Here is a 20540-nt window from a genome sequence, read left to right as displayed (position 1 = left end):
GCATCCCTGCCGCCCCCATCGCGCTGCGGCGCAACTCAGACGACGACGTTGACCATGCGGCCGGGGACGATGATCACCTTGCGGGGGTCGGCGCCCTCGAGGTGGGCGGCGACGTTGTCGATCGCCAGAGCGGCGGCGGTCATCGTGGCCTGGTCGGCATCGGCTGCCACCGTGATGTGACCGCGCACCTTGCCGTTTACCTGCACGGGGAGCTCGATCGTGTCCTCGGTCAGCAGACCCTCGTCGACCATCGGGAACGGGGCCCACACCACCGACGTGTCGTGGCCCAGCTTGGCCCACAGTTCCTCGCCGATGTGGGGGGCCACGATACCGAGCAACTGCACCAGCGGCTCGGCCACCTCCCGGGCCACCGGAGCGGCCGCCTTGGTGAGGTGGTTGTTCAGCTCGATCAGCTTGGCGATGGCGGTGTTGGCGTGCAGGGCGTCGAGGTCCTCCCCAACCCCGGCCACGGTGCGGGCCACCAGGCGCCGGGTCTCGTCGTCGGCCGGCCGATCGACCACGGTCAGCTCACCGGTGTCCTCGTCGACCAGGTTGCGCCACAGCCGCTGAAGGAACCGCTGCATGCCGACCACGTCCCGCGTACTCCACGGGCGGCTGGACTCGAGCGGCCCGCCGGACAGCTCGTAGAGCCGGAACGTGTCGGCGCCGAACGCGTCGTACATCTCGTCGGGCGTCACCATGTTCTTCAGGCTCTTGCCCATCTTGCCGTACTCGCGGTTGACCGGCTGACCCTCGAAGAGGAACTCCCCGTCGACCTCGGTCACCTCGGAGGCCTCGACGTATTGGCCCCTGGCATCGGTGTAGGCGTAGGCCTGGATGTAGCCCTGGTTGACCAGCCGGTGGAACGGCTCGGGCGAGCTGACCAGCCCCAGGTCGAACAGCACCTTGTGCCAAAAGCGGGCGTACAGCAGGTGCAGCACGGCGTGTTCGACGCCGCCGACGTACAGGTCGACGCCGCCGACCGTCTGTCCGTCGCCCAACGCGTCCGGGCTGTCATGTGGGGAACGCGGCCCCATCCAGTAGCGCTCCACCTCGGGATCGACGAAGCGCTCGGCGTTCGTCGGGTCGAGGTAGCGCAGCTCGTACCAGCACGACCCGGCCCACTGGGGCATCACGTTGAGCTCGCGGCGGTACCTCTGAGGCCCGTCGCCCAGGTCAACCTCGACGTTGACCCACTCCTCCACCCGACCGAGCGGTGGCACCGGGTTGGAGTCGGCGTCGTCGGGGTCGTGGGCCTGGGGCGAATAATCGTCCACCTCGGGCAGCTCGACCGGCAGCTCCGAATCGGGCAGCGCCCGCGGGCCGTGCTCATCCCACACGATGGGAAACGGCTCGCCCCAGTAGCGCTGGCGGCTGAACAGCCAGTCCCGCAGCCGGTAGGTGATGGCGGCCTCGCCGCGGTCGACCGACTCGAGCCAGCCGTTGATCAGCGCGACCGCCTCGGCGATCGTGCGCCGACCGTTCAGATCGACGTTCTCGTTGGCGGAGCCGACGTAGGCGCCCTCGCCGACGAAGGCCTCGGGCCATGTGGCGGTCTCCAGGGTGGGCTCCAGGTCGCGTGCGGCGAACCACTCATCCGACGGCTGTTGAATGGCGGTGATCGGCAGCCCGTAGTCGCGTGCAAACTCGAAGTCGCGTTCGTCGCCGGCCGGCACGGCCATGATGGCGCCGGTGCCGTAACCCATGAGGACGTAGTCGGCGATGAAGACCGGTACCGGTTCGCCGTTGACCGGGTTGGTGGCAACAGCGCCGATGGCGACGCCGGACTTCTGGCGGTCCTCCTGGCGCTCGCGATCGGTCTTGGCCGAGGCGGCGGCCCGGTAGGCGGCGACCGCCTCTCGAGGTGTCGCCGCCGCAGCGCCGTCGGCGGTGGCCCGACGCCACCTGTCCGGCGTGCCTTCCGGCCATGCGTCGGGCACCAGCGCGTCGACCATCGGATGCTCGGGCGCCAACACCATGAAGGTGGCACCGAAGAGCGTGTCGGGCCGGGTGGTGAACACCTCGATGTCGCCGGCGTCGCTGGCGAAGCGAACCTGGGCGCCGGTCGAGCGGCCGATCCAGTTGCGCTGCATCACCTTGATCGGCTCGGGCCAATCGAGCAGGTCCAGGTCGGCGAGCAACCGGTCGGCGTACGCGGTGATGCGCATCACCCACTGGCGCATGTTGCGGCGGAACACCGGATAGTTGCCGATGTCGGAGCGTCCCTCTGCGGTGACCTCCTCGTTGGCCAACACCGTGCCCAGCCCCGGGCACCAGTTGACCGGCATCTCGGCGGAGTAGACGAGCCGGTGGGCGTCGATGATCGCCCGCCGCTCACCCTCGGTCAGCTCGTCCCAGACACGGCCGTCCGGGGTCGCCCGCTCCCCCGATTCGAACGATGCCTCCAGCTCGGCGATCGGCCGGGCGACGTCAGCGTCCGGGTCGAACCACGACTCGAAAATGCGGGTGAAGATCCGCTGGGTCCAGCGGTAGAAGTCGACGTCGGTGGTGGCGACCGAACGGCGGGCGTCGTGGCCCAGGCCGATGCGTCGCAGCTGGCGACGCATGATGGCGATGTTGTCCTCGGTCGTCGTGCGGGGGTGGGCGCCGGTACGGACGGCGTACTGCTCGGCGGGCAGGCCGAAGCTGTCGTAGCCCATCGCGTGCAGCACGTTGTCGCCCCGGGTGCGGCGATAGCGGGCATAGACGTCGGTCGAGATGAAACCGAACGGGTGCCCGACGTGCAGACCCGCACCGGAGGGATAGGGGAACATGTCGAGCACGTAGCGGCGAGGCCGGCCGGCCACCGCTTCCGGATCGGCGAGCGGCCCGGAAGGGTTAGGCGCCTCGTAAGTGCCGTCGGCCTCCCAGCGCTCCTGCCACCGAAGCTCGATGTCGGCGGCCAACTCGGGGGTGTATCGGTACGGGGGGAGCGTGTCTGCCACGTGCTGAGGCTAGGCGCTCGGGCGTTCGGGTACGGAACGAGAGGAGGAGGCGCCGCCGCCGGAGGTGTTCCAGAATCTGATCATGCTTGCTAGCATGCTTGCATGGCACAGGTCAGCTGGCGCGCAGACAACGAGATCGTGAAGCGAGCGAAACACGCTGCGGCGCGGTCGAATCGTTCCCTCAACGAATACATCACGCTGGTCGTATCGGCGGCGTCCAACCCGGACTTCGCCGGCTCCGAGTCTGAAGCCGTTCGAGAACGACTGGCGGCAGCCGGATTGCTGGGAGCGACCAGGGCGCCTCGGTCCCGACCGTCCGACGCTGAGGTCAAGGCCGCCGGCGAGCGGGCAGCTTCTGGAACGCCACTCGACGAGCTGATCTCCACTGGCCGGTGACCGTCTATGCCGACAGTTCCGCGCTGGTCAAGCTGTACGTGCCCGAACGAGGGCACGAGCAGATCCGGGCGATCACTTCCACCCTGGTGACTGCTGAGATCAGCAGAGTGGAACTGGCGTCGGCGCTGTGGCGCAAACATCGGATGGGCGAACTGGACCCATCCGATGCGCACACGCTCACGGCGAGATTCGAAGCAGACCTCGACGATCCGGTTGGAGACATCGCCTTGGTTGCGACCAATCCGTCCATCCTCGATGCCGCTCTCGACATGGTGGCTCGACACGGACTCCGCGCCTACGACGCCGTCCAACTGGCGTCGGCGGTCGAGGCCCGGACACAGCTTGGGGGCCTTGAGCGCTTCGCTGCGTTCGACAACGACTTGCGGGCAGCGGCATCCGCCGAACGATTCGGCCTGATACCGGCCACTCTCGGCTAGGTCTCCGCTCAGTCGAGGACCGGCACCGCCTCCATGGCGGCGGCGATCGCCTCGTCGGGAAGGTCGTAGTCCTTCAGCCCACCGGCCAGGTAGTTCTCGTACGAGGCGAGGTCGAGGTGGCCGTGGCCACACAGTGCGGTGAGGATCACTCGCTCCTCCCCCGCCTCCTTGGCGGCCTGGGCCTCGCGGATGGCGGCGGCGATGGCGTGGGTCGGCTCGGGTGCGGGCACGATGCCCTCGGCCCGGGCGAACTGGATCGCGCCGGCGAAGCACTCGGTCTGGGGGATCGAGATCGCCTCGACCAGGCCCTCGTTGTAGACGTGGCTGACCAGCGGCGACATGCCGTGATAGCGCAGGCCACCGGCGTGGATCGACTCGGGGATGAACCCGTGGCCCAGGGTGTGCATCTTCAGCAGCGGGGTCAGGCCGGCCGTGTCGCCGAAGTCGTAGCGGTACTCGCCCTTGGTCAGGCTGGGGCACGCCGCCGGTTCGACGCAGCGGATCGTCGGGTTCATGTTGCCGGCCAGCTTCTCGCGCAGGAACGGGAATGCCAGGCCACCGAAGTTGGAGCCACCACCGGTGCAGCCCACCAGCACGTCGGGGGTCACGCCCACCTTGGCCAGCTGAAGCAACGCCTCCTCGCCGATCACCGTCTGGTGAAGGAGCACGTGGTTGAGCACCGAGCCCAGGGCGTAGCGGGCCTCGGGGTCGGCGACCGCCATGGCGACCGCCTCGGAGATGGCGATGCCCAGGCTGCCCGGGTGATCGGGGTTCTCAGCCAGCAGCTCGCGACCGAACTCGGTCAGCTCGGACGGGCTGGAGTGCACCGAAGCACCCCAGATCTCCATCATCGTCTTGCGGTGCGGCTTGGCCCGATAGGAGGCCGCCACCTGCCACACCTCGCACTCCATGCCGTACTGGGCGGTGGCGAAGGCCAGCGCCGAGCCCCACTGGCCGGCGCCGGTCTCGGTCGTCAGCTTCGTGACGCCCTCCTGGTGGTTGTAATACGCCTGGGGCACCGAAGTGTTGGGCTTGTGCGAACCGGCCGGGCTGACGCCCTCGTACTTGTAGAAGATCTTGGCCGGCGTATCGAGCAGCGCCTCCAGGCGATGGGCCCGGAACAATGGGCTCGGACGCCACAGCTTGTAGACGTCGAGCACGCCGCCCGGGATATCGATGTAGCGCTCGGCGGTCATCTCCTGCTCGATCAGCGCCTGCGGGAACAGCGGCGCCAGGTCGTCGGGCCCGGCGGGCTCGTGGGTGCCCGGATGCAGCGGCGGTGGCGGCGGCGTCGGCAGGTCGGCGATGACGTTGTACCACTGGGTGGGCTGCTCGTCTTCGCTGAGGAGGATCTTGGTGGGCATGTCGTCGGCCATGACCAAGACGGTACCCGAACGGTCAGCCCGGCTTCTTGGCGACCGTCTTCCAGTTGAGGGTGAGCAGCTCCTCCTCCTCGGCCTGGATGTAGGAGTCGGCCTTGGTGTTCATGCGGTGGATCATGGCGTTGACCTTCTTGGGGATGATGTGCACCTTGGCCAGCGCCGCCACCGCCGCCTCGTACTTGCCGTACAGGGACACCTCGCGTTTGATCATCTCGACGGCGCTCCTGCCCTCCGAGTCGAGCAGCTCGAATCCGACCTCCCGGTAGGCGTCCTCCCAGTACTTGTAGTACCAGAACCCGCCAAAAACGGTGAGCTCACGGGTGTCCTGGATCAGCCCCCGTTGGTGTGCGTTGTCACGGTCGTAGGCGTCGAGGGCGGCGACGTCGTTGACCACGAAGCGACCGCCCGGCTTGAGCACCCGTAGCACCTCGCGACATGTGGCCTCCAGGTTGGTCACGTACGTCATCGGCTGGATGGCGTAGACCGCGTCGAAGCTCTCGTCCGGAAAGTTGAGCGGCACGTTGAAGTCGCCGACGTTGAAGTTGGCCCCGTTCAGGTTGGGGTTGCGCCAGGCCTTGGCGATCTGCGAGCGGTCGATGTTGATACCGAACAGCTCGGCGCCGGTCAGTTCGGCCATGTGTTCGGCGATCGCACCGCAGCCGCAGCCGAGGTCGAGCACCTTGGCGCCGGGTTTCACGTCGAGGTCGTCGGCCACGATCTGTTCGAACAGAATCTGATTCTCCAGCACCGACTTGGTCGGGTCGACCGTCGGCGGCATGTACATCTTCTCGACCGAGCCGAGCGTGCACATGATGTGGATCACCTTGTACAACTGGCTGATCTCGTCGCTCGAGCCCTGGTCGTAGCCCTTCATGGCGATGCCGGCCTCGTAGTCGGCCCTGGTGTTCTCCGGCGAGTCGGTAAACAGCTCGGTGTAGGTGCCCATGTAGGCGTGGTAGTCCTCGTCGGACAGTCGCCACAGGTCGCCGAACGCCCTGAGTCGGTCCACGATCGTGGTGGGCTGGTGTTGCTTCACTCTGAGTCCCCCTCATATGTCGCGGCAGTGAGCGAATCGCCCCACGCCCGTTGCGGGTTGATCCGCACGGTCGCCCGCCGTTTCCCCGAAGGGAACGTAGTCGGCCAGCGGCGACTCAGGGGCGGACTGACGGGAGAAGCCTCGCTGCTGCTCGACCGGTAACGTGATCGGGTGGATCGTCACCCCGCCGAGCTGATCGTCGCCCGCCTTTTGGCGCCGCTCGGCCACGACGTCAACGCCGGTTGATCGCAATGTCACCGATCCGTTGGGCGGGGGCGGCCGGCCTGGTGTGCCTCTCCTGGGTCGCAGGATTGATCGTTTGGGGTGCCCCGGAGTCCGGGTTCGGCACCGCCTCCCCGATCTTCTGGTGGGCAACGTTGCTCATCATCGGAGCCCCAATCCTCCTGGCCGGGTCGGTGGGGACAGGCCTGGCGACGGAAGCCCGACCGTGGGTTCGCGGCTTGTTCGTCACCCTGTGGGTGGTGGGCCTACTGGCCGTCGCGTACCTGACCCAGTTCGTCCACTTCGGCGGGTTCTGCTTGGACGAGACAGACGTTTGCGGCATCTCGTGGCCGGCGCGCATCGCCAGCCTGCTGCTGGCACTCTTCATCGTCGCCGTTTCAGCCGCCTCCGAGCAGACTGCCCGCTGGTGGCGACTCCGCCACAAAGCTCCTACGACCTCGCTCTAAATGCGTCGACACATATGACATACCATATGCACATGGCGCGACGAGAAGTCCTGGTCCAACTCGATGACGACCTGGTGGAACGGCTCGACCAAGTCGCCTCTGAGCAAGGCACCAATCGCTCCGAACTCCTCCGCCGCGGCGCAGCGGCCGTCCTCGAAGCGACGGAACTAGCCCAGGCCGACCGTGAGTTGCAGGATGCCTATCGACGGATTCCCCAAGACCCGGCGTTCGTCGAGTCGGCGGCACGGTTGGCCGCACAAACCCCCCCGGAGTGGTAGCGCGAGGCGATGTGTTCTGGGCCGACCTGGGCCCGCCGTCGGGTCGACGTCCCGTGTGCGTGCTCACTCGAGATGCTGCGCTCGGCAGCCTGACGGCAATCACGTGTGCGCCGATCACCCGGACGATCCGAGGAATTCGGAGCGAGGTGGGGGTCGGTCCCGCCCATGGGCTCCCCGAGCCCAGCGTCATCGCCTGTGATGCCTTGGTAACGGTGCCGTTGTCGTTGTTCGACTCGAAACCGGTTGGACGCCTGGACGTTGCCACACGAGCGGAGCTGGACGCCGCACTGCGCTACGCCCTCGACATCCTGTACTGACCTACAACAGGCGTGCGATCTGGTCGGCGGTTGACTCGCCCGAGCGGACGGCCCCCTCCATGTAGCCGTTCCACACCGGTGAGCACTCGGCGCCCGCCCAGTGGATTCGGCCGACCGGCTCCCGGAGCGCGTGGCCGAACGCGGTCCACACGCCGGGCGTGAAGTGGGCGCCGTAGCAGCCACGGCTGTACTCCTCGGCCATCCAGTCCCGCTCGAGGTACTCGACAGGATCGGCGGCCTGGGAGCCGAAATAGCGGACGAAACAGTCGATGGCCGCTTGGCGACGCTCGGCGTGCGGGCGCCGCACCCAGGTCCGTCCGTCGTTGGCTTCCATGAACCCGACGAGGATGCCCGGCGTGCCCGAGGGCGGCGTGTTGTCGAAGGTGACCTTCACCGGGCCCTCGTCGGACGCGGCCTGCCCGTTGAGGCCGTCGGCGCGCCAGAACGGCTCCGGGTAGACGCAGTACAGCTTGACGACCGAGCCGGCCGGCAGCCGTTGGGTGAGCTGATCCCGCCACGACGGCAACGCCGGCGAGTACTCGAGGCGGCCGGCCAACGTCGGCGGCAGGGTGACGATCACCCGGTGTCCCTCGAGCACCTCGCCCGAGGTGGTCTCGACCCGCACGCCGTCGCCGTCGTGCACGATCCGACGCACGGGGGTGTTCAGCCGCACCCGGTCGCCCAGCTGGGCGGCCATCGTCTCGGCGATCCGGATCGTCCCGCCGACCACGCGATCCTGTTGGGCGCCCCGGTCCACCCCGAGAAGCGTGTCGAGGTCGGTGCCCGAATGGGCATAAAACAGCGCGTGCAGTGCCGACAGGTCGGTCGACTCGGTGGAGAACACCGCCTCGCAGGCCACCCGGAAGTACTCCCGTCCGGTGGGGGTGTGCAGGTGGCTGCGGATCCAGGTCTCGAACGTCTGGCCGTCGAGCAGCTTCGCCTCCTTGGACATCCACGGTTCGTCGAGCGACACCGTCTTGGCCGCCCGGTTGAAGCGGGCCATGCCCTGGGCCAGGTCGGCCAGCACGAACGGGTTGAGCTTGGGAACCGCCCCCCGTTTGGGTGCCATGCGCATGGTTTTGCCGCCCAACTGCACCAGGGTCTGACCCTCGTTGTAGGTGGGGAACGTCTCCAGGCCCAGCTCGGCGATCAACTCGTACATGCGGTCCTGGGTGGGGCCGACCCACTGCCCGCCCAGCTCGATCGACGTGCCGTCGGCGGTGACTGCGCCCTCGGTGCGCCCGCCCACCCGGTCTCGAGCTTCGAGCACGGTGACCTCGAACCCCTGGGTCACCAGGCGGCGGGCGGCGCTGAGCCCCGCCAGCCCGGCCCCGACGACGATCACCCTGTTTCCAGAATCCCGCATGGCTCAACCGTACCGGCCGGATCAACAGTCGAGCATCGCTTCGATCAGAACCACCATGTCCAGCCCTCCCCAGCGGGAGGTGCAGACCCGCTCAGGCGGGACGCCTGGGCGCCCAGGACGGATAGTCGATGCCGGCCAGGCGGTTGATCACCATGCCCTGCCCCACCATCAACACGACGGCGATCATCAACACCGTCAGCTGGGCGGGCGTCTTCAGGATGCCGAGCGACACGATCAGCGTCGTGGCTCCGGCGGGGGGATGGGGCACCTTGAACCACACCATGAACCCGCTGGTGAGGCCGAGCGACACTGCCGCCGCACCGACCCGTGGCCAGGTGACCTCGGTGGCCAGGGCCGGTGCGGCCTCGGTCAGCCCGAAGATGACCAGCGCCAGGTACCCGGCGGCGACGCCGATGGCGTGGCCGAAGATCGTGTTGCGAGGGCACGCTGCTGGAAGGGTCGGCGTATAGAAAAGAAGAAACGCAGTCGGCCCGAGCGACGGGAAGATGAACGCCTGCCCGGTGACGACGGCGGCCATCGACATCAGCGCGATCGACAGCACCCCGTTGACCAGGGCGAACAGGCCCATCACCGACGTCTGCGAGTGGCGGCTGACCAGGACCGGGATGCGGAACCGGGTGCCGAAGCCCTCGACGATGGCGGAGATGTCGCCACCGATCGGCCCCGAGCGCGGCGATTTCGACGCCAGGTCGCCAGAGCCCTTCGGTGTTGGGTGATCGGCGCCGGTTTGCTCCCTCGTCGGCTCACTCATGAGGCATGAGGCGCCTCAGCGCCACGACGATCAGCCACAGGCCGACCGACAGGCCGGCCGCAGCGCGGGCCAAGCCGCCCTCGTGGGCCAGCACCCCTTCGACCGCAACGACGAGCAGGAAGATCTGGAGGGACACCATCACGAGCAGGTAGGCCGCGATGCCACCCGAGCGCTTGTACCGGGACCGGTCCGGCGGGGCGACCGCCGCACGACCAACCGGACGATGAGTACCACCGCGCACGTGCGGGCCCGCAGGAGCGCTCATCTCGGGGGAGCTCGCCCCGGTCGCTGGAGCATGCGGCTCGACAGTGCTCATGTTTCGATCCCCAGCGCCCACACCGTGTCGCCCCGCACTTCGACGTCGATCGCCGCCAGCGGGCGGTCGGGTGGTCCGGCGGTGGCTGCGCCCGAGTCGGGATCGAAGAAGCCGTGGTGGCAGGGGCAGTACAACGTTGCCTCTTCGGGCTTGTAGTAGACGACGCATCCCAGGTGGGTGCACTTCTGGGTGAAGGCCCGCAGGTCTCCGTTGGGCAGTTTCACCAGGATCGCCGGATCGTCGTCGCCCGGGTACTTGAACAGGTACTCGCCATCCTCGGGGATGTCAGCTTCCTTGATGATCGCTTTGGCCTCGCCGGTGTTGGCCCGCTGCATGGTCGCCCAAGTGCCCGCCCCGACCGCGCCGGCGGCGAACACGCCGGACGCGGCGATCAGGTAGCGGGTGAAGTCGCGACGTGCGACATAGTCCTCACCCTCGCTGGTCAGCGGAAACTCATCCCGCCACAATGGGTCGCCTGGCTGACCGCCGGAGGCGCTCGCGCCCCCCGGGCCATCCTCCGGTTGAGGTTCGTTGCTCACTCACCCTCCAATGCAAACGGGTCGTCCTGCCACCCGGCCGTCGGTTGTCCGCCCATCACGTCGACCGGGCCCTGGTTGGGGTCGCGAACAACGGTGGCCACCTGGGTCGGGACCAGTTGGCGGCCGAACTGGAACTCGAACATCAGCTCGCCGGTGCGGGTCTCTTCGAACTCGGCCGGAGTGCCGTACCACAGCGCCTCGCTGGGACACACCGAGGCACACATCGGGGCCAGGCCCACCGAGGTGCGGTCGTAACACATGTCGCACTTCATCATCTGGTCGGGCAGCGCGAAGTACTTGGGCACCCCGAACGGGCAGGCGACAACGCAGTTCGAGCAGCCGATGCAGCGAGGCTTCAGCGCCGATTGCACCACGCCGTCCTCGTTCTGCTTGATGGCATCGGCGGGGCACACCTCGGCGCAGGTGGGGTCCTCGCAGTGCATGCACACCATCGGGGCGGTCTGGGTGTTGGCGCCCCGGTCGAGGTACTCGAGGTGGATCAGCGACTGCCCCCGGTGGGTGCCGCACTCCTCGCACGCCTGAACACACGACTCGCAGCCGATGCAACGGCTCTGGTCGATGACGAACATCTTGTCGGAGATCAACGAGGTCATCTGCGTGCCTTCTCCTGGAGGGTATGGACCCGACGGTCCCGGATCTCGACGTGGCCCTCGGCCTTCTCCACCTTTACCGCGCACACCTTGTACTCGGGGATCTTGGAGATCGGGTCGAGCGACCGGATGGTCAGCTGGTTGGCCGACTTCTTGCCGGCCCAGTGATACGGGAGGAACACCGTGTCGGGACGGATGGACTCGACCACTCGGGCCGGCGCAACCATCTCGCCCCGGCGCGAGCTGACCCGCACCAGGTCGCCGTCGGCGACGCCCACTTTGGCGGCCAACCTGGGATGCATCTCGCACAGCGGCTCGGGGTACTGCTCCACCAGCGGCTTGATGCGACGGGTCTGGGTGCCCGACAGGTACTGGGAGATCACCCGGCCGGTGGTCAACCACACCGGGTACTCGTCATCGACCACTTCGGCGGGTGGACGGTAGGTGATCGGATGAAAGCGAGCCTTGCCGTCGGGGTGCGCGAATTGTCCGCCCTCGTAGAGCCGTGGCGTGCCTGGGTGACCCTCCTCGGGGCAGGGCCAGAAGATGCCCTTTTCGTCGACGATGCGCTCCCAGGTCATGCCGTTGTAGTCGGCGGTGCCTCCGTGGGAGGCCACCTTCATCTCCTCGAACATCTCTTCGGTGTTCGAATAGTCGAAGTACTGGCCCCGACCGAGCCGCTTGGCCAGCTCGGTGAAAACCTCCCAGTCTCGCCAGGCGTTGCCGGGCGGATCGGTTGCCGCGTTGATCTTCACCGTACGGCCCTCGACCGTGGTGACCGTGCCCTCGTCCTCCTCGTGCAGCGAGCCGGGAAACACGATGTCGGCGTACTGGGCGGTCTCGGACAGGAAGAAGTCGATGTTGCCGTAGTACTCGAGCTTCTCGAGCGCCGCCTTGGTGTAGTTGGAGTCGGGCAGCGACACGACCGGGTTGAAGCAGATCGACAACAGACCCTTGATCTCGCCCTCGTGGATCGCCTCGATGATCTCGGGGGCGGTGATGCCCTTGCCGGGGATCTCGTCGACGTCGCAGCCCCACACCGACGCCACGTAGGCGCGGTGCTCGGGGTTTTCGACGTCGCGGTTGCCGGGCAGTTGGTCGCACTTGTGACCCTGCTCGCGCCCGCCCTGGCCGTTGCCCTGGCCGGTGATCGTGGTGACCCCGCAACCCGGCTTGCCGTACTTGCCGGTGGCCAGGCCCAGGTTGATGCAGCTGAGCACGTTCTCGACACCCTTGGAGTGGTGTTCGATACCGCGGGCGTGCAGCAGCATGCCGGTGGCCGACGTGCCCCACAGACGGGCCGCCTCGACAATGCGGTCGGCGGGCACGCCGCATATCCCGGCCGCCCACTCCGGGGTGTAGTCGGCGACCGCGGCCGCCGACTCGGCGAAGCCGACCGTGTGAGCGTCGACGTAGTTGTGGTCGATCCAGTCGTTGGCGATCAGCACGTGCAGGATCGAACCCATCAGCGCCGAGTCGGTGCCCGGCTTGATCCCGAGAAACACGTCGGCCGTGCGGGCCAGCGGGGTGACCCGAGGGTCGGCGACGATCAGCTTGGCACCCCGGTCGCGGGCACGCCAGATGTAGCTGGTGGTGATCGGCGCGCACTCGGCGACGTTGGCACCGGCGACGAACACGACGTCGGCCAGCGGGATGTCACTCCACGGGTTGGACGCCCGATCCATGCCGAGGGCCTTCTTGTTGCCGGCCCCGGCCGACACCATGCACAGGCGTCCGTTGTAGTCCAGGTTGGCGGTCTGCAGCGCCAGGCGGGCGAACTTGCCGATCAGGTACGACTTCTCGTTGGTGAGCGATACACCGGACAGCATGGCAAAGCTGTCCCTGCCGTAGGTGTCCTGGATGCGGCGGATCTCGGCGACCGTGCGGTCGAGCGCCTCGTCCCAGGTGATGGTGCGGAACCCACCGGGCGACGACGGGTCGCGCTCCAGCGGGTCGAGCAGCCGGTCGGGGTGACTGCCCTGCAGGTAGCGCTTCACGCCCTTGGGGCACAGCTTGCCCTCGTTGAACGGGAAGTCGTACCAGGGCTCGAAGCCCACGACCTCGTTGTTGGCCACCTTCAACTTGATGCCGCACTGCTGGCCGCAAAAGCAGCAGTGGGTCTCGACCTCTTTCTCGACCTTCAACCCGGCATTCCAGCCACCGGGAGGCGCCTGGTTGAGGTGGGGGCCGTACTTTTCGATCAGTTCTTCGTCGGTGACGGGCTTGGTTGCCACTGGTCACACTCCAGTCAGGTGCTGGGTAGCGGTGGAATTCAACAGGTACATACGTGGCTCCCTCGCCAAGTCGGTGCCGAGAACAGTCGGGCCTGGGTTCATCCAAAACCACCGACCCGGGCGGTCTGAGCCAGGGCCACCTGACCGCGCCGACACGCCGGGCAGGTGTCCTGCCAGTTGCCGCCTGCCCCGTCGGAGTAATCGAAGCCCAGCTCGGGGAGGACCTGCTTGAGGTCGGAGACCTGCATCTCGGTGGCAAAGGGCTTGTCGCAGCTTCTACAGGTTTGTCCCCCGCCCTCCCTGCCCTCATCTTGGTAGAACTTCACGCCCAGGTTGGCCGGGCGTTGGAAGATGTGGAACAGCTTGCCGAACGGGATGTACATCAACCCGACGATCACGGTGAGGGCATGCAGGTTGTTGAGGAACGAGTAGTACTTGCCCTCCAACCAGAGCGAGCTGGCGGTGAGGAACAGCCCGGTGATCGACACGGCGAATAGTCCGGCCAGGGCTGCGAAGTCGCCGGCCCGCTCGACCGCCAGGGCGCCCGGATCGTTCAGGCGCCGGTAGAGGAAGATGACCACGCCGGCGATGACGAGAAACGCCGCGATGTTGAGCAGGTGGAACGTGGTGAAACCAATGACCGACTCGGCCTCAAACGTGCCACTGCCGACTCCGAACAGGAAGGCCTCGTAGCGGCCACCCTGCTGGCCGACCGACTCGAAGTGCACCCAGCCGAACGTGAGCGGGAAGGTGACGAGCGCCGCCAGGATGCAGCCCCAGAACACCAGCTGGTGGGCCGCCCAGCGCGAGGTCGAGCGGCGCCGGATGAAGCCCTGGGTCAGCAGGTTGGTGACGACCAGCCCGCCCAGGCCGACCACGTTCTTGCCCCGGCTGCCCGACCGGCGGAACGACTCCCAGCCGCGACGCTGGAGCATGGCGGTGGGCGGCCGCTTGATCCAGATCAGGTAGCGATACACGGTGGCGAATACCGCCAGCACCACCCCGACCAGGTAGCCGGCCAGTGCCGCATCAAACCATTTCAGCCCGCCGCTGCCCAGGTACACGAGAACGAGCAGCACGACGACCGCAGCGGTAGCTATGACACCGGCGCGCACGTCGACGTTCGATCGCCACGAGCCCGCCGCGTAGGACGCCTGCCGCCGTGGGGCCGCAGGCGGTGGAGGGGTCGGTCGCGTCTGCTGGGCGGTTGGTTGCGCCACGGGAGCACCCTTCGCTCGGATGCTCGTCAACCTAGGCGATTTGTTCAGCCATGACCGGATCGCTCAAACCGGTCGTCGGTCACGCCGCTCGGCAACCCTCTGCATTCACACCTTGGCGGCCAGGCTGGATGCCCCACCCGACGAATCGATCACCTTCGGCGTCAGTCGGCGATCACCTCATCCGCAGCCCAGCGGACCTCCGAGTAGGCATTGGTCAGGGGCATCCGTCGGTCGCGACCGAAGGCCTTGCGCGTCACCCGAAGGGCGAAGGGCGTCTGGCGCCGCTTGAACTCGTTGCGGTCGACCAGGCGGGCCACCCACCGGGCCAACTCGGGATCGGCGCCGGATTCGAGCAGCTCCTCGACGGTGAAGTCGTCGTCGACGTAGCGCTCCAGGACGACGTCGAGCTCGTCGTAGGGCGGCAGGCTCTGGTCGTCGCGCTGGTCGGGGCGCAGCTCGGCCGACGGCGCCTTGATGATCGTCGAGGTGGGGATCGGCGGCGTGTCGCCCCGCTCGACCGCCAGCTGGTTGCGCCAGCGCGCCAGCTGAAAGGCACGGGTCTTGTAGATGTCGCCGATCGGGGCCAACGCGCCGTTGCTGTCGCCGTACAGCGTGGAGTAGCCGACAGCGAACTCGGACTTGTTGCCCGTCGCCAGCGCCAGCCAGCCGAACTTGTTACACAGCGCCATCACCAGGGTGCCGCGGATGCGGGCCTGCAGGTTCTCCTCGGTCAGGTCGGCCTCGGTCCCTTCAAAGCTCGGGGCCAGCTCACCCATGAACGACCCGTAGACGTCCGCGATGGCGATGGTTCGGTAGTCGAGCCCAAGGTTGGTCGCCAGTGCTGCGGCATCGTCGCGGCTGTGCTCGGAGGAGTGCTGCGACGGCATCGACACGGCGTGCACGTGCTCGGCGCCCAGTGCATCGGCGGCCAGCATGGCGACGAGGGCCGAATCGAGCCCGCCCGACAACCCCAGGCAGGCATCGGTGAAGCCGCCCTTGGCGAAGTAGTCGGCCAGCCCGAGACGAAGCGCCTCCCAGACCTCGGCGTCGGGAGGCAGCTCCAGCGCGATCGTCGGGGGATCGATCGACGGGAGCTCGGACGGCGCTGCGGCGCCGGGCTCGATCGTCACCAGCGGCAGGGCGATCTCCAGGCCGCGGGGTTCCAACTCGAGGTCGACGATCATCAGGTCGTCGACAAACTGGGGTGCCCGGGCGAGCACCTCGCCGTCGCCGTCGACGACCGTCGACGCACCGTCGAAGATCAGCTCGTCCTGCCCGCCGACCTGGTTGACGTACACGACCGGGATGCCCGCCCGGCGCGCCCGGTCGGACAACAGGGCCTCGCGCACGGCCACCTTGCCCTCCTCGAAAGGCGAAGCGTGCAAGCTGATCAGCACGTCGGCGCCCGCCGCCGACTGATGGGTGGGGGGGCCGTCGACGTACCAGATGTCCTCGCAGATCGACACGCCGACGACCAGGCCACCGATGCGAAACAGCGGCTGATCCTCGGGACCTTCGGTGAAGTAACGGTCTTCATCGAACACGCCGTAGTTGGGCAGTCGCTGTTTCTGGTAGCGACCGTGAATCACACCGTCCGAGGCGACCGCCACCGTGTTGGCCGTGCGGATGCCGCCCACCGAATCGATGGCCAGGTCATCGTCGGCGTAACCGAGCAGCGCCACGCATCGCCCGGTGCGGGTGACCAGGCGGTCGAGCGCCTCGACGTTGTCCTCGAGGAACCCCCGCCGGATCAACAGGTCCTCAGACGGGTAGCCGGGCACGGCCAGCTCGGGAAACGCCACCAGGTCGCACCCGGCAGCCTCGGCCTGGTCGTACAGCTCGCCCAACCGGGCGATGTTGCCGGGCAAATTGCCCACGTGCGGGTTCATCTGGCCGAGGGCGACACGCAACGTGGGCATCGCGTGACCTTACCGAGTGACCTCCCAGCGGGAACCCGCCGAAGCGCTCGGGTGTGGAGGTGTGCCCGCCAGAATGGTGGGCACACCTCCACACCTCCACACCTCCACACCTCCCACCTCCACACCTCCACACCTCCCGTGAGGTTGGATGGTCGGAGTGGCGTCCAGACGGTTCGGCTATCGCTTGGCCCAGGCCGAGCACACCGTGTTGGTCATCAGCGCTGCCACCTCGTAGGGGTCGATGTTGGCGTTGGGTCGACGGTCCTCGATGTAGCCCTTCTGATCCTGAGCGACCTGCCACGGGATCCGCACCGAGGCGCCCCGGTCGGACACCCCGTAACGGAACTCCGAGTAGTGGGCGGTCTCGTGATCGCCGGTGAGACGGGCCTCATAGCCGTGGCCGTAGGCGGCCAGGTGCTCCTCGAGCTTGCCGGGCGCACCGAGCGATTCGCACGCTGCGATAACCGCGTCGTAGCTCTCCCGCATCGCGTTGGTCGAGAAGTTGGTGTGGCAGCCGGCGCCGTTCCAGTCGCCCTCGATCGGCTTGGCGGAGATCGAGGCGTTGACGTTGAAGTCCTCGGCGATCCGGTACAGCAGGTAGCGGGCCATCCACATGTGGTCGCCCACCTCGACCGTGCCCACCGGACCGATCTGAAACTCCCACTGACCCAGCATCACCTCGGCGTTGGTGCCCGAGATGGCCAGACCGGCGGCCAGACAGGCGTCGGCGTGTGCCTCGACGATCCGGCGCCCGGCGGTCTCGATCGCCCCCACCCCGCAGTAATAGGGGCCTTGGGGGGCGGGGTAGTAGTAACCGGCCTTGGGCCAGCCCATCGGTCGGCCCTCCTCAAAGAACGTGTACTCCTGTTCCATGCCGAACCACGGCTCCTGGTCGGCGAAGCTCTTGGCCACCTCGACCGCTGCGGCTCGCCTGTTGGTCGGGTGCGGCAACAGCGTGTCGGGCACGAGCACCTCGCACAGCACCAGCTTGTCGTCGCCGCTGCGGATCGGGTCGGGGGTGATGAACACCGGGCTGAGCACGCAGTCGCTGTTGGCGCCCTGGGCCTGGTTGGTCGACGATCCGTCAAAGCCCCACAGTCCCAGCTCGGTGCCGTCGGGGACGATCTTGGTCTTCGAACGGATCAGGGGCACGGGCTCGGTTCCGTCGATCCAGATGTATTCGGCTCGGTAGGCCATCGGTGGGCTCCTCGGGGTGGCGGCGCAGCGCGCCGGGCATGAACGGGGGTTGACGAACACCATGATCGGCGGGCTGCGTTTCGGCGTCATGACCCGAATGTCACGGGAATGTGAACAGATGGCCGCAGCGCACGATCGGAGGTGTCAACGCGTGACGCCCATGGTGAAATGGCATCCATGACGCCTGCGACCCCCAGCGGACCCGACCGGCCCGACAGCTCCGCCCGACGCAACTACGTGCTACGCACGGTGGAGGAGCGCGGCATCCGCCTGATCCGACTGTGGTTCTGCGACGTGCTGGGCCAGATGAAGTCGGTGGTGATCTCGCCAGTGGAGCTCGACACCGTGTTCGAGGAGGGGCTGCAGTTCGACGGCTCGGCGATCGACGGGTTTTCCCGGGTGCACGAGAGCGACGTGTTGGCCCGGCCCGACCCGTCCAGCTTCGGGGTGCTGCGCTCCGGGCGGGACGGCGATCCTGCCACCGCCACGATGTTCTGCGACATCGAAACGCTTGCCGGCGAGCCCTACCCCGGCGACCCGCGAGCGGTGCTGCGCCGGGTGATGGCCGAGACTCGCGAGGCCGGATACGAGTTCATGTGTGCCCCCGAGGTGGAGTTCTTCTACTTCCTCTCCGGCGATCCGTCCCGTCCCCCGGAACCGCTCGACGAGGCCAGCTATTTCGACGTGACGATCGCAGATGTGGCTTCGGACCTGCGCCGGCGCACGATCGGGCGACTGGAGGCGATGGCGATCCCGGTCGAGTACTCCTTCCACGAGGACGGCAACAGTCAGCACGAGATCGACCTGACCTGGGACGACGGGCTGTCGATGGCCGACAACGTGATGGCGCTGCGCATGGTGGTGCGCGAGGAGGCCCACGCCGAGGGGATCCATGCCACGTTCATGCCCAAGCCGCTCGCCGACCAGCAGGGCTCGGGCATGCATACCCACATGTCGCTGTTCCGCGACGACGCCAACGCCTTCCACGACCCCGACAACCCGTACGGGCTCTCCGAGGTCGGCCGGGCGTTCGTCGCTGGACTGCTGCGCCATGCCGCCGAGATCACCGCCGTCACCAACCAGCTGGTCAACAGCTACAAGCGGTTGGTGCCCGGATTCGAGGCGCCCAACTCGATCAGCTGGGCCCGCAACAACCGCTCAGCGCTGGTGCGGATCCCCGAGTACAAGCACCACAAGCACTCCTCCACCCGGATCGAGTTCCGCTCCCCCGACGCCGCCTGCAACCCCTACCTGGCGTTTGCGCTGATCCTCGCAGCGGGCATGCGGGGCGTGCGCGAGGGCTACGAGCTACCGGCCGAGGCCCCCGACGACCTGCACCTGCTGAGCGAGGATCAGCGGGCCGACCTCGGCATCGCCACGCTGCCCAAATCGCTGGCCCAGGCCCTCGAGGTGATGGAGGGTTCCTCGCTGGTGCGATCGACCCTGGGACCCCACATCTTCGAGTGGTTCGTGCGCAACAAGAACTCGGAGTGGGCCGACTACAAGGCCCACGTCAGCCAGTTCGAACTCGACCGCTACCTGCGAGCGTGGTGAGCCGGTGGGCGGACAGATGAGCGACAGCGCGGGCGACCTGCTCGTCTACCCGCGCCCTTCCCCCGACCTTGCCCGTCTGCTCGACCTGGCCGGCCGGCCCTGGTGCGCCGTCGCCGACGACCTGGAGGCTCGCAATGCCGAGGGCGAACCGTGTGGCGCCATCGTCGAGCTGGTCGATCGTGGCTTCGGCACGGCCGATCCGGCCTCGGAGAACGACGGTTCCGACCCGGCCTGGGCGGTGCTCACGGCCCTCGCCCGCCGGGAGCCACCGTTGCGAGCGGTGCTCGTGCTCGTCGGTGGCACCCGCCTGGGCGAGCTGGAGGGCCGCGACGACCTGTTCGCCGACTTCTGCCTCACGCCCTTTCATCCGGCCGAAGCGGCGGCCCGGCTCGCCCACCTGCTGGCCACGTCCGCCCCGGCCGGTGCAGCCGTCCTCCTCTCGGGAGCGTCCGACGACGCGTCCGAGTTGGTGAACTACGGGCCGCTGCTGCTCAACACCCAGAGCTACCAGGCCCGCATCGCCGGACGAACGCTCGACCTCACCTACATGGAGTACGAGCTGCTGGCCTTTCTGGCCCAGAACCCGGACCGGGTGCACAGCCGGGAGGTGTTGTTGAGCCGGGTCTGGGGATACGACTACTACGGCGGGGCCCGCACGGTCGACGTGCACATCCGTCGCCTGCGTTCGAAGCTGGGCGAGGAGCACGCCCGCATGATCCAGACCGTGCGGTCGGTGGGATATCGCTTCGGTCGCCACGAATCCGGACCGGAGGGGTAGCCGTTACGTGTTGAGCTCGATCAGCTCGGAGCCCTCATGGCGGGCCTCGGCATCAGCGGTGAGCGTCTGACCGAATGCGGCGGCCAGGATGGGGCTCGTCGCCATGACGAGCACGGGGATGACCACCAAGAGGACGACGACGATGATGAGCGCACCAAGCATGCGGCCAGCCTAGCGAGCGGTTGCGCTGCGCTCCCGGTCCCCGAGCGGGGCGTGCGCCCAGGCCTCGATCTCGACCAGTGCGCCTGCGGGCAGCGCCGAGACCGCAACGGCCGAGCGGGCCGGCCGGTGACCGTCGAAGAACGCCGCATAATGCTCGTTGATGACGCCGTAGTCGTTCATCGACACCATGAACACCGTCGTCTTCACCACGTCGGTTGGCACCAGCCCCGCCTCGGCCAGGCGGAGGCCCAGGTTGGCCAGCGCCGCGTCGCACTGCGGGCCCAGCCCGTCGGCCATCGTGTTGTCGATCATGCCGATCTGACCCGAGAGGATCACCCACTCCCCGGCTCGAACCCACGGTGAATACGGCCCGATCGGAGTGTCGCTCATGC

Annotated in this window: 22 protein-coding genes; 7 read left to right on the top strand and 15 right to left on the bottom strand. The window is 67.7% G+C overall.

The window, feature by feature from the left end; all coding sequences use genetic code 11:
* Positions 1-35: 35 nt before the first annotated feature.
* The gene (locus PKD89_RS05455) at positions 36-2945 is read right to left on the bottom strand and encodes a leucine--tRNA ligase (protein ID WP_289010342.1); all 2910 of its coding nucleotides are present in this window, start codon (positions 2943-2945) and stop codon (positions 36-38) included.
* 102 nt (positions 2946-3047) lie between these two features.
* Here PKD89_RS05455 and PKD89_RS05450 point away from each other — a divergent pair, with 102 nt between their 5' ends.
* Both PKD89_RS05450 and PKD89_RS05445 read left to right on the top strand, forming a co-directional pair.
* Entirely contained in the window at positions 3048-3341 is a 294-nt protein-coding gene (locus PKD89_RS05450) for a hypothetical protein (protein WP_287376398.1), read from the top strand.
* Positions 3338-3778, top strand: a complete 441-nt coding sequence (locus tag PKD89_RS05445; protein ID WP_287394318.1) for a type II toxin-antitoxin system VapC family toxin — start codon at positions 3338-3340, stop codon at positions 3776-3778. The genes PKD89_RS05450 and PKD89_RS05445 overlap by 4 nt, the downstream gene beginning before the upstream one ends.
* A gap of 8 nt (positions 3779-3786) precedes the next feature.
* Here the strand turns inward: PKD89_RS05445 and PKD89_RS05440 are convergent, their stop codons facing one another.
* Genes PKD89_RS05440 through PKD89_RS05430 form a run of 3 tightly spaced genes read right to left on the bottom strand, consistent with a single transcriptional unit; the run spans position 3787 to position 6454 of the window.
* Positions 3787-5154: a TrpB-like pyridoxal phosphate-dependent enzyme gene (locus PKD89_RS05440; RefSeq protein ID WP_289010343.1), complete on the bottom strand. Its 1368-nt coding sequence runs from the start codon at positions 5152-5154 to the stop codon at positions 3787-3789.
* Positions 5155-5176: 22 nt separating this feature from the next.
* Positions 5177-6196 carry a class I SAM-dependent methyltransferase gene (locus tag PKD89_RS05435; protein ID WP_289010344.1) on the bottom strand — a complete coding sequence of 340 codons (1020 nt, stop codon included), beginning with the start codon at positions 6194-6196 and terminating at the stop codon, positions 5177-5179.
* Between the two features lie 12 nt (positions 6197-6208).
* The gene (locus PKD89_RS05430; protein WP_289010345.1) at positions 6209-6454 is read right to left on the bottom strand and encodes a hypothetical protein; all 246 of its coding nucleotides are present in this window, start codon (positions 6452-6454) and stop codon (positions 6209-6211) included.
* Here PKD89_RS05430 and PKD89_RS05425 point away from each other — a divergent pair.
* Genes PKD89_RS05425 through PKD89_RS05415 form a run of 3 tightly spaced genes read left to right on the top strand, consistent with a single transcriptional unit; the run spans position 6448 to position 7480 of the window.
* Entirely contained in the window at positions 6448-6885 is a 438-nt protein-coding gene (locus tag PKD89_RS05425; RefSeq protein ID WP_289010346.1) for a hypothetical protein, read from the top strand. The two genes, PKD89_RS05430 and PKD89_RS05425, sit on opposite strands and share 7 nt — an antisense overlap.
* Before the next feature lie 32 nt (positions 6886-6917).
* Positions 6918-7163: a ribbon-helix-helix protein, CopG family gene (locus PKD89_RS05420; protein ID WP_289010347.1), complete on the top strand. Its 246-nt coding sequence runs from the start codon at positions 6918-6920 to the stop codon at positions 7161-7163.
* Entirely contained in the window at positions 7157-7480 is a 324-nt protein-coding gene (locus PKD89_RS05415; RefSeq protein ID WP_324332302.1) for a type II toxin-antitoxin system PemK/MazF family toxin, read from the top strand. The genes PKD89_RS05420 and PKD89_RS05415 overlap by 7 nt, the downstream gene beginning before the upstream one ends.
* Position 7481: 1 nt before the next feature.
* Here PKD89_RS05415 and PKD89_RS05410 read toward each other — a convergent pair whose 3' ends face one another.
* From PKD89_RS05410 to glnII, 9 genes are all read right to left on the bottom strand, one after another.
* Complete coding sequence (locus tag PKD89_RS05410) at positions 7482-8846, bottom strand: flavin monoamine oxidase family protein (RefSeq protein ID WP_289010349.1); 1365 nt, start codon at positions 8844-8846, stop codon at positions 7482-7484.
* A 91-nt stretch (positions 8847-8937) separates the two neighbouring features.
* Positions 8938-9618, bottom strand: coding sequence for an HPP family protein (locus PKD89_RS05405; RefSeq protein WP_289010350.1), 681 nt, complete (start codon positions 9616-9618; stop codon positions 8938-8940).
* Positions 9611-9883 (bottom strand): hypothetical protein, encoded by a 273-nt coding sequence (locus PKD89_RS05400; RefSeq protein ID WP_289010351.1) that lies wholly within the window; start codon positions 9881-9883, stop codon positions 9611-9613. Before PKD89_RS05400 ends, PKD89_RS05405 begins: the two co-directional genes overlap by 8 nt.
* 47 nt (positions 9884-9930) lie before the next feature.
* Entirely contained in the window at positions 9931-10473 is a 543-nt protein-coding gene (locus tag PKD89_RS05395; RefSeq protein ID WP_289010352.1) for a ubiquinol-cytochrome c reductase iron-sulfur subunit, read from the bottom strand.
* A complete protein-coding gene (locus tag PKD89_RS05390) occupies positions 10470-11087 on the bottom strand; it encodes a 4Fe-4S dicluster domain-containing protein (RefSeq protein ID WP_287376373.1) in 618 nt (205 codons plus the stop codon). The genes PKD89_RS05395 and PKD89_RS05390 overlap by 4 nt, the downstream gene beginning before the upstream one ends.
* Complete coding sequence (locus PKD89_RS05385) at positions 11084-13318, bottom strand: molybdopterin oxidoreductase family protein (RefSeq protein ID WP_324332301.1); 2235 nt, start codon at positions 13316-13318, stop codon at positions 11084-11086. Before PKD89_RS05385 ends, PKD89_RS05390 begins: the two co-directional genes overlap by 4 nt.
* A 98-nt stretch (positions 13319-13416) precedes the next feature.
* On the bottom strand, positions 13417-14538 hold the full coding sequence (locus tag PKD89_RS05380) for a hypothetical protein (protein ID WP_287376372.1): 1122 nt from the start codon (positions 14536-14538) through the stop codon (positions 13417-13419).
* A 161-nt stretch (positions 14539-14699) separates the two neighbouring features.
* Positions 14700-16457, bottom strand: coding sequence for an NAD+ synthase (locus PKD89_RS05375; protein ID WP_289012687.1), 1758 nt, complete (start codon positions 16455-16457; stop codon positions 14700-14702).
* Positions 16458-16634: 177 nt separating this feature from the next.
* Positions 16635-17654 (bottom strand): glutamine synthetase GlnII, encoded by a 1020-nt coding sequence (gene glnII / locus PKD89_RS05370; protein ID WP_289012688.1) that lies wholly within the window; start codon positions 17652-17654, stop codon positions 16635-16637.
* Between the two features lie 177 nt (positions 17655-17831).
* On the opposite strand from glnII, the gene PKD89_RS05365 reads away from it, so the two are divergent.
* Both PKD89_RS05365 and PKD89_RS05360 read left to right on the top strand, forming a co-directional pair.
* On the top strand, positions 17832-19208 hold the full coding sequence (locus tag PKD89_RS05365; protein ID WP_287376365.1) for a glutamine synthetase family protein: 1377 nt from the start codon (positions 17832-17834) through the stop codon (positions 19206-19208).
* A 16-nt stretch (positions 19209-19224) separates the two neighbouring features.
* Positions 19225-19986, top strand: a complete 762-nt coding sequence (locus PKD89_RS05360) for a winged helix-turn-helix domain-containing protein (RefSeq protein WP_287376363.1) — start codon at positions 19225-19227, stop codon at positions 19984-19986.
* A gap of 3 nt (positions 19987-19989) precedes the next feature.
* Here PKD89_RS05360 and PKD89_RS05355 read toward each other — a convergent pair whose 3' ends face one another.
* Both PKD89_RS05355 and PKD89_RS05350 read right to left on the bottom strand, forming a co-directional pair.
* Complete coding sequence (locus PKD89_RS05355) at positions 19990-20148, bottom strand: hypothetical protein (RefSeq protein WP_287376360.1); 159 nt, start codon at positions 20146-20148, stop codon at positions 19990-19992.
* A 9-nt stretch (positions 20149-20157) separates the two neighbouring features.
* Positions 20158-20538: a RidA family protein gene (locus PKD89_RS05350; protein ID WP_287376357.1), complete on the bottom strand. Its 381-nt coding sequence runs from the start codon at positions 20536-20538 to the stop codon at positions 20158-20160.
* Positions 20539-20540 lie beyond the last annotated feature (2 nt).

It is taken from the genome of Candidatus Neomicrothrix sp. (assembly GCF_035329545.1).
Taxonomy (GTDB): Bacteria; Actinomycetota; Acidimicrobiia; order Acidimicrobiales; family Microtrichaceae; genus Microthrix; species Microthrix subdominans.
The sequence above is the reverse complement of the archived record's forward strand: the minus strand, read 5'-3'. Positions and strand labels throughout refer to the sequence as shown.

What these genes read in the sequence shown, in the direction of transcription:
- PKD89_RS05450 (WP_287376398.1), top strand. Translation starts at nt 3,048, where the DNA reads ATGGCACAGGTCAGCTGGCGCGCAGACAACGAGATCGTGAAGCGAGCG.
- PKD89_RS05440 (WP_289010343.1), bottom strand. Translation starts at nt 5,154, where the DNA reads ATGGCCGACGACATGCCCACCAAGATCCTCCTCAGCGAAGACGAGCAG.
- PKD89_RS05425 (WP_289010346.1), top strand. Translation starts at nt 6,448, where the DNA reads ATGTCACCGATCCGTTGGGCGGGGGCGGCCGGCCTGGTGTGCCTCTCC.
- PKD89_RS05420 (WP_289010347.1), top strand. Translation starts at nt 6,918, where the DNA reads ATGGCGCGACGAGAAGTCCTGGTCCAACTCGATGACGACCTGGTGGAA.
- PKD89_RS05410 (WP_289010349.1), bottom strand. Translation starts at nt 8,846, where the DNA reads ATGCGGGATTCTGGAAACAGGGTGATCGTCGTCGGGGCCGGGCTGGCG.
- PKD89_RS05405 (WP_289010350.1), bottom strand. Translation starts at nt 9,618, where the DNA reads ATGAGTGAGCCGACGAGGGAGCAAACCGGCGCCGATCACCCAACACCG.
- PKD89_RS05400 (WP_289010351.1), bottom strand. Translation starts at nt 9,883, where the DNA reads ATGAGCGCTCCTGCGGGCCCGCACGTGCGCGGTGGTACTCATCGTCCG.
- PKD89_RS05390 (WP_287376373.1), bottom strand. Translation starts at nt 11,087, where the DNA reads ATGACCTCGTTGATCTCCGACAAGATGTTCGTCATCGACCAGAGCCGT.
- PKD89_RS05375 (WP_289012687.1), bottom strand. Translation starts at nt 16,457, where the DNA reads ATGCCCACGTTGCGTGTCGCCCTCGGCCAGATGAACCCGCACGTGGGC.
- glnII (WP_289012688.1), bottom strand. Translation starts at nt 17,654, where the DNA reads ATGGCCTACCGAGCCGAATACATCTGGATCGACGGAACCGAGCCCGTG.
- PKD89_RS05365 (WP_287376365.1), top strand. Translation starts at nt 17,832, where the DNA reads ATGACGCCTGCGACCCCCAGCGGACCCGACCGGCCCGACAGCTCCGCC.
- PKD89_RS05360 (WP_287376363.1), top strand. Translation starts at nt 19,225, where the DNA reads ATGAGCGACAGCGCGGGCGACCTGCTCGTCTACCCGCGCCCTTCCCCC.
- PKD89_RS05355 (WP_287376360.1), bottom strand. Translation starts at nt 20,148, where the DNA reads ATGCTTGGTGCGCTCATCATCGTCGTCGTCCTCTTGGTGGTCATCCCC.
- PKD89_RS05350 (WP_287376357.1), bottom strand. Translation starts at nt 20,538, where the DNA reads ATGAGCGACACTCCGATCGGGCCGTATTCACCGTGGGTTCGAGCCGGG.